Annotated in this window: 11 protein-coding genes and 1 pseudogene; 6 read left to right on the top strand and 6 right to left on the bottom strand. The window is 68.0% G+C overall.

Annotated elements, in window-relative coordinates:
- Positions 1–151: 151 nt before the first annotated feature.
- Both ACLBYA_RS03845 and ACLBYA_RS03840 read right to left on the bottom strand, forming a co-directional pair.
- Positions 152–1022, bottom strand: a pseudogene (locus ACLBYA_RS03845) (cyclopropane mycolic acid synthase family methyltransferase).
- A gap of 96 nt (positions 1023–1118) precedes the next feature.
- A complete protein-coding gene (locus tag ACLBYA_RS03840) occupies positions 1119–2015 on the bottom strand; it encodes an alpha/beta fold hydrolase (RefSeq protein ID WP_447708035.1) in 897 nt (298 codons plus the stop codon).
- Positions 2016–2063: 48 nt separating this feature from the next.
- On the opposite strand from ACLBYA_RS03840, the gene ACLBYA_RS03835 reads away from it, so the two are divergent.
- The gene (locus ACLBYA_RS03835) at positions 2064–2234 is read left to right on the top strand and encodes a hypothetical protein (RefSeq protein WP_447708034.1); all 171 of its coding nucleotides are present in this window, start codon (positions 2064–2066) and stop codon (positions 2232–2234) included.
- 136 nt (positions 2235–2370) lie between these two features.
- On the opposite strand, the gene ACLBYA_RS03830 is transcribed toward ACLBYA_RS03835, so the two are convergent.
- Together ACLBYA_RS03830 and ACLBYA_RS03825 are read right to left on the bottom strand one after the other, a co-directional pair.
- A complete protein-coding gene (locus ACLBYA_RS03830) occupies positions 2371–3714 on the bottom strand; it encodes an ABC1 kinase family protein (protein WP_447708033.1) in 1344 nt (447 codons plus the stop codon).
- A gap of 45 nt (positions 3715–3759) precedes the next feature.
- Entirely contained in the window at positions 3760–4749 is a 990-nt protein-coding gene (locus tag ACLBYA_RS03825) for an oxygenase MpaB family protein (protein WP_447708032.1), read from the bottom strand.
- Between the two features lie 77 nt (positions 4750–4826).
- Here ACLBYA_RS03825 and ACLBYA_RS03820 point away from each other — a divergent pair, with 77 nt between their 5' ends.
- Complete coding sequence (locus ACLBYA_RS03820; protein WP_447708031.1) at positions 4827–5411, top strand: TetR/AcrR family transcriptional regulator; 585 nt, start codon at positions 4827–4829, stop codon at positions 5409–5411.
- A 102-nt stretch (positions 5412–5513) separates the two neighbouring features.
- On the opposite strand, the gene ACLBYA_RS03815 is transcribed toward ACLBYA_RS03820, so the two are convergent.
- Positions 5514–6116 (bottom strand): DinB family protein, encoded by a 603-nt coding sequence (locus ACLBYA_RS03815; RefSeq protein ID WP_447708030.1) that lies wholly within the window; start codon positions 6114–6116, stop codon positions 5514–5516.
- 1 nt (position 6117) lies between these two features.
- Positions 6118–6633, bottom strand: coding sequence for a DinB family protein (locus ACLBYA_RS03810; protein ID WP_447708029.1), 516 nt, complete (start codon positions 6631–6633; stop codon positions 6118–6120).
- A gap of 62 nt (positions 6634–6695) precedes the next feature.
- Here ACLBYA_RS03810 and ACLBYA_RS03805 point away from each other — a divergent pair, with 62 nt between their 5' ends.
- From ACLBYA_RS03805 to ACLBYA_RS03790, 4 genes are all read left to right on the top strand, one after another.
- Positions 6696–7646 carry a helix-turn-helix transcriptional regulator gene (locus ACLBYA_RS03805; RefSeq protein WP_447708028.1) on the top strand — a complete coding sequence of 317 codons (951 nt, stop codon included), beginning with the start codon at positions 6696–6698 and terminating at the stop codon, positions 7644–7646.
- A gap of 102 nt (positions 7647–7748) precedes the next feature.
- Positions 7749–11852, top strand: a complete 4104-nt coding sequence (locus ACLBYA_RS03800; RefSeq protein ID WP_447708027.1) for a glycoside hydrolase family 38 N-terminal domain-containing protein — start codon at positions 7749–7751, stop codon at positions 11850–11852.
- Entirely contained in the window at positions 11849–12415 is a 567-nt protein-coding gene (locus ACLBYA_RS03795; protein ID WP_447708026.1) for a DUF7158 domain-containing protein, read from the top strand. The genes ACLBYA_RS03800 and ACLBYA_RS03795 overlap by 4 nt, the downstream gene beginning before the upstream one ends.
- Positions 12415–13305 carry an ROK family protein gene (locus ACLBYA_RS03790; RefSeq protein ID WP_447708025.1) on the top strand — a complete coding sequence of 297 codons (891 nt, stop codon included), beginning with the start codon at positions 12415–12417 and terminating at the stop codon, positions 13303–13305. Before ACLBYA_RS03795 ends, ACLBYA_RS03790 begins: the two co-directional genes overlap by 1 nt.
- The last annotated feature ends 105 nt before the right edge of the window (positions 13306–13410 follow it).

Genomic DNA, 13410 nt, shown 5'->3' with positions numbered 1-13410 from the left:
CGGTACTCCGGGAGCCTGCAGCGTGTCATCCAATACTGTGCGGATCGGCGCCGGCGGCGACGATCGTTTGTGGTGTCGACTCTATCGCCCTCCGGTCGCGTCACCGATCCGCCACCGGCGTCCGCGCCCGTTCGTGCGCGTCGTGGCTCCGTTACTTCGACATTGTGAACTGGTTTACGTCGATATAGCCGTCCCGGAAACCATTCGCGCAGCCGGTCAGATACTTCATATACCGCTCGTAGACCTCTACGGACTGGATCGCGACCGCCTCCTCGTGACGCGCTTCCAGCGCTTCGGCCCACAGGTCCAGCGTCCGCGCGTAGTGGAACCGCAGGGATTGGATGCGCGTCACCGCGAAACCGGCGGGGGTGGCGTGTTCTTCGACCTTCTCGATCGACGGCAGTCGTCCGCCGGGGAAGATCTCGGTGAGGATGAACTTGACGAAGCGCGCGACCTCAAAGGTCAGCGGGATACCCTCGGCGGTCAGCTGGTCGAACTTCTTGCCGCAGATGGTGTGCAGCAGCATCACACCGTCTGCCGGCAGCACCGAGTAGGCCATCTCGAAGAACGCGTCGTAGCGCTCGAACCCGAAATGCTCGAACGCGCCGATGGACACGATGCGGTCCACCGGCTCGTCGAACTCCTCCCAACCCTCGAGCAGGATGCGCTTGCTCCGCAGCGAGTCGGATCGGGCGAATTCGCCCTCCACGTAAGTCTTCTGGTTCTCGCTGAGCGTCAGCCCGATGACGTTGACGTCGTAGCGTTCCAAGGCGCGCTGCATCGTGGCGCCCCACCCGCACCCGATGTCGAGCAGCGTCATCCCCGGCTTGCAACCCCAGCTTGCCGAGCGACAGGTCGATCTTCGCGAGCTGTGCCTGCTCCAGCGTCATATCGTCGCGCTCGAAGTACGCGCAGCTGTAGGTCCTGGTCGGGTCCAGCCAGAGCGCGAAGAACTCGTCGGACAGGTCGTAATGCGCCTGTACATCGGAGAAGTGTGGTTTGAGCTTCTTGCGTCCGGTCATCTGTGCCCCTACGGCGCGACCTACTGCATGCCCGGGGTTCAATCGCGACCCGGCTTGTGCGGCGACTCTACGCCGCGAGCCTGGGAACGGCCCGACTCAGACCGAGAAATTCGTCTTGAGTTCGCCGATGATGTCATCCCACAGCGGTTCAGGCAGCTCATGACCCATGCCGTTGAACAGCACCAACCTTGCTCCGGGGATCGCCCGGGCGATGGCGCGGCCACCGGAGGGGCGCATCAGCTTGTCGGCCTTGCCGTGGATGACCACCGTCGGCGCGGTGATCTGCCGGTCATATGCGCGCAGGCTGCCGCTGCCGAGGATGGCGGCGAACTGCCTGCCGACCCCGGCTGGATAGTAGGAGCGGTCGTAGAACTCCGCCGCGTCGGCGCGCATCCGTTCCTCGGGCACCGGGTAGCCCGGGCTGCCGATGATCTTCGATACCCGTACACCGTTGGCGATGATGCCGTCGCGGGTGGTGTCGGCCGGTTTGGTCAGCAGTGCCAGCAACTGCTTGGGTGCCGGCGGCGGGAGCAGGGCCTGGTTGTTACTGGAGAAGATGACCCCGAGCGACCGGGTGCGGGCGGAATGCCGAGCGGCGAACACCTGCGCGATCATCCCGCCCATCGAACCGCCGACGATATGCGATTTGTCGATGCCCAGGTGGTCCAGCAGTGCGGCGGCATCGTCGGCCATGTCCTCGAGGGTGTAGCCGGCCGGGCTCTTGGCGCCGATGAACGAGCGCGCCATCCGGGTGGGCAGCGCCGCGCCGCTGCGGGTGTGCGGTAGCTTGGAGGACAATCCGACGTCGCGGTTGTCGAATCGGATGACGCGCAGCCCCTGGTCCACCAGCTTTTCGCAGAAACCCTTGCGCCACAGCAGAAGTTGAGCGCCCAGGCCCATGATCAGCAGCACCGGCGGATCGCCCGGGTTGCCCATGTCCTCGTAGACGATGTCCAACTCACCCGAACGTGCGGATCCGGTGCGGATCTCCATGTCTGACCTCCAGTTCACTGCCACTTCCTAGGTTATATATTCGCCTGCATGCCGGGCGATCTCACCGCTGTGCGCCTGCGGGCGCGTCAGTATCTCGAAGACCGGTTCGGCGCTGTCCGTGTCAATGCAGACGGCGACGTCTCGTTGCGGCAGGAATCCGACAAGGTTGTCTGCGATCTCCAATCTCACTTCGTCGGAACAGCTTTCAGTGCGGACTGAACGCCCGTCTACCTGACGTCAGCCAAGATGGCGATCCGCGAACTTGTCTGCACCGGGGGAGGGGATTATTGAAAATCCGCTACCTGGTGTGAGCCAGGTTGCACCTCAGCCCAACCAGACTGACTCCTGGTAGCTGCTAGGGATCCAGATCGGAGCTGTGTTCGCGGCTGACCTCGACCATGAAGTTCGCGAAGTAGCCCGTCAACTGTGGGTCGCTCATCATCTGCCAGTGCGGGGCCAGCAACTTCATGTAACGCTCGACATAGAGGAACTGCTTGCCGATCAGCACCAGCTCGCGCGGCAGCTTGACGTCATAGGCGTCGGCCAGGGTGGACAGCTGCTTACCGATTTCGGCGTAGCTCATGTCGCCCAGCGAGGACATGGTCAGCGGGGTGGCGAACTTCTCCAGGTCCTTGGCCGCCTGTGCCTCCGGTTTCACGGTGCCGACCGCTCCCATCAGCACCACGATCTTGCCCGCGGCCGCATGGTCCTTCTTGACCAGCAGCGCGTAGACCAACTCACGCAGCAGCCAGCGGGTCCGCGGATCGATGCGGCCCATGATGCCGAAATCGAAGAACACGATCTTGCCGGCGTCGTCGACGTACAGGTTGCCGGCGTGCAGGTCACCGTGGAACAGGCCGTGGCGCAGCCCGCCCTCGAACACACTGAACAGCAGCGCCTTGACCAGCTGTTCACCGTCGAATCCCTGTTTGCGGATGGCCGCGACATCGTCGATGCGGGTGCCCTGGATGCGTTCCATGGTGAGCACCCGCTCGCTGGTCAGGTCCCAGTAGACCTGCGCGACGCGGATGTTCTCGCCCAGCGGGGACGCGTGCATGTGCGCCACCCAGGCGTCCATGGACTGTGCCTCCAGCCGGAAGTCCAGTTCCTCGGCCAGGTTGTCGGCGAAATCGGCGACCACGTCCTGGGCGCTCAGGCGCTGGCCGAGCTTGGCGAACTCGACCAGCTTGGCGCCACGCTTGAGGATCTGCAGATCGGCGGCGACCCGGCGGCGGATGCCCGGGCGCTGGATCTTGACGACGACCTCCTCGCCGCTGTGCAGCGTCGCGTAATGCACCTGGGCGATCGAGGCCGACGCGAACGGTTTCTCGTCGAAGGACTTGAACAGGTTCTGTGGTTCGTCGCCCAGTTCTTCCTTGAACAGCTTGTGCACGGCCTGCGCGTCGGCGGGCGGCACCCGGTCCAGTAGCCCGCGGAACTCGCGGCTCAGGTGCTCGCCGAACGCGCCGGGGGAGGAGGCGATGATCTGCCCGAACTTCACGTACGTGGGGCCCAGGTCGGCGAAGGTCTGCGGGATCTGCCTGATGACCTTCTGCTGCAGCGAACCCTTGCCAAGCAGCTTGCCCGCCACGCGGGCGCCGGTGCGGCCGACCTGCCAGCCCGTGGCGCCGACGCGGGCGGCCTCCACCGGCAACGGCACCCGATCGAGTCGGGCTCCCTCTCGGTGTTGCGAACTCATCTGGTCAGTGTCTCAAAACCCGCGGTACCGCCAAAATGCGCTGCCTCACGCGAAGGCATGTTCGATTTCGTCGCGACTGAGCTCCGGATCGCTGCCGAGCACGTACTGGGGCTCGGTATGTGGTGATGTGGTGCCGTTCGCGGTGCGCTCCTGTGCCTGTTTGAACTCGATACCGGTCCCGGCTGCGGTGTGCAGGCCGTTGATGATCGACCAGACCACGGCGCGGCGGGCGGCGCGTTCGATCGGGTTCGGATCGGTATGGCCGATGAGCTGCTTGGCCCACTTGGGCATGGTGTCGCGGATGGCCCAGTCCACCGCGCTCTGGGGCATCGGCAGATTCGGGCCGGTGGCCATCGCGGCGCCGTGGGTCAGCGCGAGCCGGGGCAGATAGGAGTGCAGGCAGTCCAGCGTCTCTTGTTTGGTAGTCGGTAGGTCGGTGCCGCCGAGCGCATGGCCGACCCGGATGAACTCGCCGTAGTAGCGGTCGAGTTTCTTGCCGCGTAACGGATTCGGGTGATAGAGCTCGTGCGCGGTGGCCAGTCCCCACACCACGGTGGCGTAGTTCCAGCGCAGCCATTCGGGGTCGTCGGCGTCATAAGTGGCGCCGTCGGGGCGGGTGCCCTTGATGGTGTGGTGCATGGCGCGCACGGTCTTGGACACCCGCTCGGCGGTCTCGGTGTTGCCGTAGGCGGTGCCGATGAAAAACGCGATGGAATGGCCGAGTCGGGTCGCCGCACCCTTGGGGTCGATGACGGGTTTTGCGACACCCTGGTCGTCGCGCTGCACCAGGCGGGAATGGTGCATGCCCATCCAGTAGATGGACGGGTCCAGACGTTCGATGTACGCCGCGCACTGCAGGCCGAAGATCAGCGCCTCGGTATGTGAGTGCACGTGCCAGACCGCGCTGCCGGGGCCGAACCAGCCGGGATCACCCGCCGGGCCGGCGAACTCCAGGCCCTTGAAGTAGTGCTTGCGGATATCTCGGTCGAACTTGCGCTGCAGCATCTGCTCGAGCGCCTGGTGCGGCATGTCCACGGGCGCGCCCCTTTCTGGTCACGGCTGTAACCAGACTACATTTTGGATACGACCGTGACCAGATTTAGTCTTGTTCGATGACTCGGTGGGCGGGTGTCGCACTGACCGACCGGCGTGTGGAGCGTCGGGCGTTGTTGGTGGACGCCGCGTTCACACTGTTCGGTGCCGGCGGTGAGGCCGCGTTGTCGGTGCGCTCGGTGTGCCGCGAGTGCGGGCTGAACACCCGTTACTTCTACGAGAGCTTCGCCGGCGTCGGGGAACTGCTGGGTGCCCTGTTCGACCGAGTGGCCGGTGAGCTGGGGGAGTTCGTGGACGCGGCGCTGGTCGGTGCCGGTGACTCGGTCACCGCGCGGACGCGGGCCGGTGTCGCCGCGGTGCTCGGTTTCAGCTCGACGGACCCGCGCCGGGGTCGGGTGCTGTTCACCGATGCCCGTGCCAACCCGGTGCTGACGTCACGCAGGGCCGCGCTGCAGGATCAGCTGCTGGCCGCGGTGTTGGCCGAGGGGGCGCGGCTGCATCCGGGGTCGGATCCGGTGGCCACCCGGGTCGGTGCGGCGATGTACACCGGCGCGATGGCCGAGTTGGCCCAACAGTGGCTGTCCGGGGCGCTGGGCGAGGACCTGGACGTCGTCGTGGACTACGCGCTGGCCTTCTTCCGCTGACGCAGGCTTTCGTACCCCTTTTTGCGACCCCCCACTTTTGCGCGAAACTCGCGTACCCGAGGGCCCGGATCACCCCGGGTACGCGAGTTTCGGCAGACGTAATCAGGCGACCGGCTCCTTACCCCACGGGGTCAGCCACGGGGTCGGCTCCCAGTCCTCCAGCCCGGCCAGCAGTTCGTAGAGCGTCGCGCCGTCGATGCTCTCCCGGATGATGTCGCCCTGGCCGGCATGCCGGGCCAGTTCCTCGATCATGTGGAAGATCACCCAGCGCACCGACCACGCCCCGATATCCTTCGGGAACCACGGAACACCCGGCGGAACCGGCACGGCCGCACCGAGATCCGACTCCTCGATCAGCCGGATGGTCTCGGCGTTCTGCTCGTCGAAGGCCGCCAAGATATCGGCCAGCGTTTCGTCGGGACGCATCACGAACTCGTCCCCGTAATCGGCGGCCTGCTCCTCCATGGGCCGGGTGTCGCTCTCGGTCAGCTCCGGCGCCGCAGCCACCCGCTCCATCCAGCCGGCCTGGCACAGCGTGACGTGCTTGATCAGCCCGCCGATGGACAGTGTGCTCACCGACGGCGCGGACCGGGCCTGCTCATCGGTGAGCCCAAAGGCGATCGCCTTGAACGCGTACTGCTGGGCGGCGACGTACTCCTTGAGTCCGGCGCGTTCGTCGGCGATGGGAGGGGGCATTGCGGGCATGTCAGTTCTCCTTCATGTGGGTGTAGAGGTCTCGTATCAAAGAGATTTCGGCGCCATGGTGGATGACTTCGCGGTTGATGTGCAGTACCAGGACGGACATCGGGTGCTCGGCATACGGTCCCTCGGCGGGGCCGCACGGTCTGTCCAGATCCGCATCGGACAGACCGCGCACTCCGGCGGTCCAACGGTCCTTTTCCTCGTCGAGCTGCTTGAGCGCGGTCGCCGCGTCGGTGGCGTACGGCCAGGTCTCATAGGAGGCCGCCGGCCCACCGAAGTGCGAGTGGCTGCGCATAGCCAGCACGCCGATGATCACGTGCGCCAGCCGCCATGCGATCGTGGTGAACGGCTCGGGCTGCGGCGGGGGATAGCTGAAATCGACCCCGCCATCGGGATGGACCGTCCAGCAGTCAGGCACCGGCTGCCAGAAGTACTCGTCATCGGACAGTCCCTGTAGGCGCGGCCGCAGCTGGTGTTCCCAGTGGAAATCCAGCTGGTCGGCCAGGAGTTCGGTGTTCATGGCTGAAGCTTGACACCCATATAGGACAGTTTCGGTCCTATGAATTGGGCAAGATGGTGGACATGAGTACCGCACGGGTTCTGCAGCTGCTCGGCCTGCTGCAATCGCGCCGGGTGTGGACCTCCGAGGAGCTGGCCGAACGCCTCGAGGTCACGACCCGCAGTGTCCGCCGCGATGTGGACCGACTACGAGAGCTGGGCTATCCGGTGCACGCCAGCAAGGGCCACGGTGGCGGCTACCAGCTGGGTGCCGGGGCGGCGCTGCCACCGCTGCTGCTCGACCCCGATGAGGCCGTCGCGATGGCCGTCTGCCTGCGGCTGGCCGCCGGCGGCAGTGTGGCCGGGGTGGGGGAGTCGGCGCTGCGGGCGCTGTCCAAGCTCGACCAGGTGATGCCGGCACGGTTGCGGTCCCAGGTCGCCGCCGTCCACGACACGACGGTGACGCTGACCCCGACCAACCGCGACGTCCCGGTCGACCCCGAGGTGCTGATGACCCTGGCCCGCGCCTGTCGCGACCACGAACACGTCACCAGCGGATACACCGATATCCGCGGCAACGCCACCGCGCGCCGGTTGGAGCCGTATCAGCTGGTCACCACCGGCCGACGCTGGTACCTGCTGTGTTTCGACCGCGACAAACAGGATTGGCGCAGCCTGCGGCTGGACAGGATGTCGCAGGTGCGCGCTCAAGGCAGCACGTTTGTGCCTCGCCCGGCCCCGGACGCCGCTGAGTATGTGCAGCGTGCCATCACCAGTTCGCCGTACCGTTACGTGGCGCGGGTGCGTTACTTCGCCGCCAAGGAGGTTGTGGCGCAGACGTTCTCGTCGGCCTCGGTGCAGATCGAAGAGGACGGTCCGGGCGCCTGCATCATGACCACCGGCGCCGACGACGCACAGGTCATGGCGCTGTACCTGGCCATGCCGGGCTGTGACTTCGAGGTGCTGGAACCGGCCGAGGTGGCCGAGGCAGTGCGCACCGCGGCCGAGCGGCTGCAGCGCGCGGCCGCGCGCTGAGGCGGCGAAACCCGAGTACCCGGGGTGATTGCGCCGCCGCCGCGAACCCGGGTACGCGGGTTTCGGCGGACACTGGGGCAGGTGCGAACGTAGGGTGCCTCCATGCGCGTGACGGCAGCGGAGTCGACGGAGCTGTTCGTCGGGCCACCGGATGCCCCGTTGCAACTGGTCCGCGCCCACTACAAGGGATGCGCGGTGCCGACACCCGTGCGGGTGAGCGGATACGGCATCCACGGTGAGGCCGTCGCCCAGCCCGGCGAGGACTTCGTCGAGATCCCGGTGTACGTCGAGGACGGTGTGCCGGGCCAGCGCCGGGAGGCGCGCATCGGTGACACCACGTTCGGGTTCGTCGTCGCCGAACCCGGCTGGACGATGTACATGATCAGCCACTTCCACTACGACCCGGTGTGGTGGAACACCCAGGCCGCCTACACCAGCGTCTGGAGCGAGGATCCGCCCGGCGCCTGTCGGCAGACCAACGGATTCGACCTCGTCACCGCACACCTGGAGATGGCGCGCCGGGTGCCCGAGTATAAGTTCGTGCTCGCCGAGGTCGACTACTTGAAACCGTTCTGGGACACCCACCCCGAGGAGCGCGACGACCTGCGCAGGCTGATCGCACAGGGGCGCGTCGAGATCATGGGCGGCACCTACAACGAGCCCAACACCAACCTCACCAGCCCCGAGACCGCGATCCGGAACTTCGTGGCGGGCGTCGGCTTTCAACGAGACATCCTGGGCGGTGACCCCGCCACCGCATGGCAGCTCGACGTCTTCGGACACGACCCGCAATTCCCGGGTATGGCCGCCGACGCCGGGCTGACCTCGAGCTCGTGGGCGCGGGGCCCACATCACCAGTGGGGCCCGATGGCCGATCACGGGGACCCCGAACGCATGCAGTTCGCCAGCGAGTTCTCCTGGACCGCTCCGTCCGGACGCGGGCTGTTGACCCACTACATGCCGGCGCACTATGCCGGTGGCTGGTGGATGGACTCCGCGCCGACGCTCGCGCAGGCGCAGGCGCAGACCTATGAGCTGTTCGCCGGGCTCAAGAAGGTCGCATTGACCCGTAACGTGCTGCTGCCGGTGGGCACCGACTACACGCCGCCGAACAAGTGGGTCACCGAGATCCACCGCGACTGGAACGCCCGCTACACCTGGCCGCGGTTCGTCTGCGCACTGCCGCGCGAGTTCTTCGCCGCCGTGCGGGCCGAGCTCACCGCGGGAGGGCGCCGGGCATCGGTACAGACCCGGGACATGAACCCGATCTACACCGGCAAGGACGTCTCCTACATCGACACCAAACAGGCCAACCGGGCCGCCGAGAACGCGGTGCTGCAGGCCGAGCGGTTCGCGGTGTTCGCCGGCATCCTGGGTCGCGCCAGCTATCCGCAGGCCGCGCTGGCCAAGGCGTGGGTGCAGCTGGCCTACGGGGCCCACCACGACGCCATCACCGGATCGGAATCCGATCAGGTGTACCTGGACCTGCTGACCGGCTGGCGCGACGCCTGGGAGATCGGCCGGGGCACCCGCGACAATGCCCTGCGCCTGCTCAGCGGTGCCGTCGCCGCACCCGTCGTGGTGTGGAACCCGTTGGCGCACAGTCGTACCGATATCGTGACCGCGCACCTCGACGAGCAGTTCAGCGGGGTGGTGCGGGACCTGGACGGCAACAGCTTGCCGACGCTGATCGAGGATCACACCGTGACCTGGCTGGCCCGCGAGGTGGGCTCGTTGGGCTGGCAGGGCTACCGATGGGATGACAGTGGGCGCGGCTCCCGCTGGGAACCGCACGACGGGGTCAGCATCGGCTCCGACCGGTATGCGCTGACCGTCGACCCCGACCGGGGTGGTGCGGTGGTGTCACTGACCGCCGATGGCCGCGAGCTCATCGCCGACGGACGGGTCGGCAACGAACTCGCCGTCTACGACGAGTACCCGGCACACCCGAAAGCCGGTGAGGGCCCCTGGCATCTGCTGCCCCGCGGGCCGGTGACCTGCTCGTCGGAACATTCGGCGGCGGTACAGGTCTGGCGTTGCCCGCTGGGGGAGCGGGTGGTGGTCAGCGGGCATATCGACGATGTGCTGAGTTACACCCAGACCATCACCCTGTGGTATGGCGTGCCGCGGGTCGAATGTCGCACCGTCATCGATGAATTCACCGGCTCCGACAAACTGTTGCGGCTGCGCTGGCCGTGCCCGGTGCCCGGTGCCATGCCGGTCAGCGAGGTCGGCGACGCGGTGATCGGCCGGGGTTTCGGCCTGTTCCACGCCGGTGACACGGCCGTCGACTCCGCGCAGTACCCCTGCACCCTGGACAATCCGGCCTACGGCTGGTTCGGGCTGTCGTCCACCTTGCGGATCCGCATCGACGCCGGGGTGCGGGCGGTGTCGGTTGCCGAGGTGGTGACACCCGACGAGGACTTCGACGCCACCGACCTGATGGTCGCGCTGGTGCGCGCGGGTGTCACCGCAACCTGTAGCGCGGCCGCCCGGCCGCGCTACGGCGACCTGTCGGTGGACTCCAACCTGCCCGACGCGCGCATCGTGCTCGGCGGTCCCGACGAAAATGCCTTTACTGCAGAGGTTTTGGAGAGCTCGCCGGAACACCGAGCCGAGTTGGAGCGCCAGCTGGCAGGTACCGGCGCGGCCCGGGTATGGGTGCCTGCGACGGCGCCGCTGAGCCAGGAATGGGTGCCCGGTGCAGATCTGCGCGGCGCCCGCGCGCTGCCGGTGCTCATTGTCGTCGGCGGGTTCGCGGCCCTGGTCGAGGATCTCGCCGACGCCGAGGTCACCGTGCACCAGCAGGCGCCGGCCGGGTTGGAGATCTTCGAACCGGCGACGGTCGCGTTGCTCAACCGGGGGGTGCCCGGCTTCGCCGTCGAACCGGACGGCACGCTGCACACCTCGCTGATGCGGTCGTGCACCGGATGGCCCTCGGGCACCTGGATCGACCCACCGCGGCGCACCGCGCCCGACGGCTCGAACTTCGGTCTGCAGCACTGGACGCATATCTTCGACTATGCGTTGGTAGCCGGGCCGGGGGATTGGCGCGATTGCGAGATTCCGCTGTGCAGCAGTGAATTCGGACATCCTTTGCTGGCGATCGTCAACCGGCGGGCCGGTATGGACACCCTGCCCGGCCGCGGTGCGCTGCTCGACGTGGACGCCGCCGGGGTGCAACTCGGTGCATTGAAGGCCGCGGGCAATCCGATGGCCGCCGGCAGCGTCGCGGCCGTGGACCCCGCTGCGGTGGCGCTTCGTCTGGTCGAAACCCATGGCAGGCAAACGTCGTTCGTGGTCCGATCCGGCCTGTGCGCGGTGTCCGACGTGACCGACGCCGACCTGCTGGAGAACAGCACCGACGTCGCGGGTGACACTCTGCACGGCTACCAGATCGCGACCCTGCTGGCGCACCTGGACGCGGTGCAGATCCTGAACGCCGACAATGCCATGCTGGGTCCGGAAGCGGAAGTGGCGCAACCGGTCTACGCGCGGTACTGGCTGCACAACCGCGGGCCTGCCCCGCTGGGCGGGCTGCCCGCCGTCGCGCACCTGCACCCGCACCAGACGCGGGCCGAGCCCGGATCGGCGATGACGTTGCGGCTGACCGCCGCCAGTGACTGCACCGATGCCGCGCTGCGCGGCCGGGTGCGGCTGATCGCCCCAGCGGATTGGACGATCGACCCCGGCGAGGTGGCCTTCGTCCTGCCTCCGGGCGAGTACTTGGACGCCGACGTCAGCGTCGCCGTGCCCGCGACCGCTGCCCCGGGACTGTACCCGGTGCGGGTGGAACTCGCGTTGACCGGCGGCCGCGGGTTGCCGGCGTCCTGGCGGCAGGTGGTCGAGGACGTCTGCACCGTCACCGTGGGCGAACCCGCGGGCGTGCAACTGCTGCGCCTGATCGCCGGTCCGTCGGCGGTGCAGGTGCACCGCGGCCGGCATGGTCGGCTCAGTGTCACCGTCGGCACCGACGCGCACGCCGACCTGACCGTCGAGGCGCACCTGATCAGCCCGTGGGGGACCTGGGAGTGGCTGGGCCCTGCCGTCACCGGCGTCGATCTGCCGGCGGGCGGCATGGTGACGTTGAACTTCGACGTGACGCCGCCGCCGTGGTTGGCGCCCGGGCGTTGGTGGGCGCTGGTCCGGGTGGCCGCGGCCGGCCGGTTGGTCTACTCGCCGGCGGTATCGGTGGAGGTCACGTGATCGCGGCGCGGGTGGCCGGTGTCGCGATCTCGGTCGCCGCGGTCGACGAGCGGGAAAGAGTTCTGCGCGAAGGTAATTCGGCTGCCGCGCTGCCCAGGGCCGGTACCAGCGAGGGGCGTCAGCTGCGGCGCTGGCTGACCCAGCTGCTGGTGGCCGAAACCGTCGCCGCCCTGGAGCCCGCCGGCGATCGCATCGTGCCGACACTGGCCGAGGTGCTCCCGGACATGACCGCCCGGCTGGAGATCGGCAGCGTGGCCGCCGCCGTGCTGAGCACCCCGGCGGGGCGGGCCGCCTACGCGACGGTCACCGCGACTGTGGACGTCACCGACATCGAGATCGCCGACTACCACCGGCGCAACCCGGGCCGGTTCGCATCGCGACGCAACGATCGGCTGACCCTGGACGAGGCGTACTTGTCGATCGCCGAACATCTGCGGGCGGCGGCCCGGCGGCGGGCGTTCCGGCAGTGGCTCGACGCCCGGTGCGCCGAGCTCGTCGTCCTGGAACCCGGATACGAGCATCCCGGCGATCCCCGCCAACCCGACAACACCCACCGCCACTGATGACGGTCCTCGCACTCGATATCGGCGGCACCAAGATCGCCGCCGCGTTGGCCGATGGCGTGACCCTGACCCACCGGGCGCAGGTGCCGACACCGCAGACCTCGGCCGAGGATGCCTGGCAGGCGACGGCGCGGCTGATCACCGAGACCCTGGCCGCCGGCACCGCCGATGCGGTCGGTATCTCCTCGGCGGGCCCGGTGGATTTGGGTGCGGGCACCATCAGCCCGGTGAATATCGCGGTGTGGCGCGGGTTTCCGATCGTGGCGCGGGTCGCGGAACTGACCGGGCTGCCGGTGCGTCTCGGTGGGGACGGACTGTGTATGGCGGTCGCCGAGCACCGCTTCGGTGCGGGCCGCGGCGCGCAGTTCGTGCTCGGCATGGTGGTGTCGACCGGGATCGGCGGGGGGCTGGTGCTCGACGGTGCCCCGTACGACGGGCGCACCGGTAACGCGGGGCACGTCGGGCACACGGTGATCGAGCTCGACGGGCAGCACTGTCCGTGCGGGGGCCGTGGATGCGTGGAGACGGTGGCTTCCGGACCTTCGATGACGCGCTGGGCGCGCGAACAGGGTTGGGCCGGTGCGGATGCAAAGGAACTCGCGGTGGCGGCGGGTGCCGGCGATCCGGTCGCGGTCGCGGCATTGCGCCGTGGCACGACGGCGCTGGCGGCGATGATCGCGTCGACCGCGGCGGTCTGCGATCTCGATCTGGTGGTCATCGGCGGCGGCGTCGCGAAGGCAGGCCCGACGCTGTTCGATCCGTTGCGGGCGGCGCTGGCCGATTACGCGGGCTTGGCGTTCCTGGCCGACCTGCGGGTGGTGTCGGCCGAGTTGGGTTCCGACGCAGGCTTGGTGGGTGCGGGGGTGCTCGCTTCTGCCACGTGGACGTGAACGTGTCTCCCGGAAGCTGGCCTGCTCTTGGGAATGGGACATTGGCGCGGGCCGCGCTGCTGGGCCTGGTGTACCTCCTGCTCATCCCCGCGGCTGGGCATGTGT

This window comes from Mycobacterium sp. C31M (assembly GCF_053345865.1).
The sequence above is the reverse complement of the archived record's forward strand: the minus strand, read 5'-3'. Positions and strand labels throughout refer to the sequence as shown.